The 1,842-nt window shown below is 71.7% G+C and carries 1 protein-coding gene; it reads left to right on the plus strand.

Annotated elements, in window-relative coordinates:
- Positions 1–65 precede the first annotated feature (65 nt).
- Positions 66–1,842 (plus strand): acyltransferase domain-containing protein (locus tag I5Q34_RS33165; RefSeq protein ID WP_234429908.1); only part of this gene is annotated, 1,777 nt, incomplete at its 3' end.

The following is a 1,842-nucleotide window of genomic DNA, read 5'->3' on the forward strand; positions in this document are numbered from 1 at the left end:
ATGTGGACGAGCCGTCGCCGCATGTGGATTGGGCGTCCGGGGCCGTACGCCTGCTGGGGGAGGAAATGCCCTGGCCGCGGTCCGAGGGGCGACGCCGCCGTGCCGGCGTTTCGTCCTTCGGCGTGAGCGGGACGAACGCACACGTGGTACTGGAGGAGGCGCCGGAGGAGGGGGCTGCTCCCACACCGGCACCGGAGCCGGTACCGGCGACCGCGGGACCGGTGGATCCCCCGGTCGTGCCGTGGGTGGTGTCAGCGCGTTCCGAGGGCGTGTTGCGGAGGCAGGCGCGCCGGCTACGCCGCTTCCTGACGGATGCGGGCGACGAACTGGATGTGGTGGAGGTGGGACGGGCGCTGGCGCGCGAGCGCTCCGTCTTCGAGCACCGGGCAGTTGTCCTGGCCGAACGGCCCGAAGACCGGGAGGGACACGAGGGACGCCCGGAGCACGAGAGGCTTCTGAAGGGCCTGGACGCTTTGGCCACGGGCGCCCCGGCACCTGGACTCGTCGAAGGGCTGGTCACGACCCCGTCGCGCAAGGGCCTCGCCGTGCTCTTCACCGGCCAGGGATCCCAACAGGCTGGAATGGGGCGGCAATTGCATGCCTCTTACCCCGTCTACGCCGCGGCCTTCGACGAGGTCTGCGCGGAACACGGCGCGCTACGCTCCGCCGCCTGCGCACACGACCTGCGTGAACTGCTCCTCGCCCCGGGGGCTGGGGCGGACGAGGCGCTGGACCGGACCGAGTACGCACAGCCGGCGCTGTTCGCACTGGAAGTCGCTCTCTACCGCCTGGTGGAGAGCTGCGGAGTGACACCGGACTTCCTGCTGGGGCACTCGGTGGGCGAACTGGTGGCCGCCCACGTGGCAGGCGTCCTCACGCTCGCCGACGCAGTGCGGCTCGTCTCCGCCCGCGGGCAGCTCATGCAGGCACTCCCGTCCGGCGGGGCCATGGTGGCCCTGGAAGCCTCGGAGGAGGAAGCGAACGCGCTCCTGGCCTCCACCGACGGCGAGTGTGTCGGCATCGCTGCCGTGAACGGCCCCGCCTCGGTCGTCCTGTCCGGTGACGAGTCCGCCGTCCTGGACCTTGGCCGACGGTGGAAAGAAGACCGTGGCCGCCGGGTGCGCCGCCTGCGAGTGAGCCACGCATTCCACTCACCCCTGATGGACGCCGTGCTCGACGAGTTCCGCCAGGTCGCCGAAGCTGTGCGGTACGCCGAGCCCCACATCCCCGTGGTGTCGAACCTCACCGGGCGTCCGGTGACGGGCACGGAGGTCGCGTCGCCCGACTACTGGGTGCGGCACGTCCGCGAAGCCGTGCGCTTCGGTGACGGACTCGACTGGCTCTACGGCCAAGGCGTTCGGACGTTCCTGGAGCTCGGCCCGGATGGCACCCTCTGCGGCTTGGGGCAGGACGTGGTGTCGCGGGCGGAGGCGGAAGCGGAAGCAGAGGTGCAGGCGCGGGCGAGCGCGGGATCCGTCACCGGCGGGCCAGTGGCTGCGGCCAGGCCGGCCGAGGACGGGGATGCGAGCGAGGAAGTCGTCCTTTTGCCGGTCCTGCGCGGGGACCGGGGCGACGCCGAAGCGTTTGTGAGTGCCATGGCGGGGCTCTTCACCTGGGGCGTCCAAGTGGACTGGGAAGGAGTTTTGGGCCGGGGAACCGCCCTGGCCGGGCAGTTCGACCTGCCGACGTATGCCTTCGAGCGGGAGCGGTTCTGGCTCGACGCGGGGCGTCGCCAGTTGTCGCAGGACGGGGCCGTCGGCAGCGGAGCGGGTGCGTGGGAGCGCGTCTTGTGGGATGCGGTGGAGCGGGGGGATGCGGTGGGGGTGGGGGAGTTGTTGGGGG

Origin of the sequence: Streptomyces sp. AV19 (genome assembly GCF_015999245.1) — a bacterium.
GTDB lineage: Bacteria > Actinomycetota > Actinomycetes > Streptomycetales > Streptomycetaceae > Streptomyces.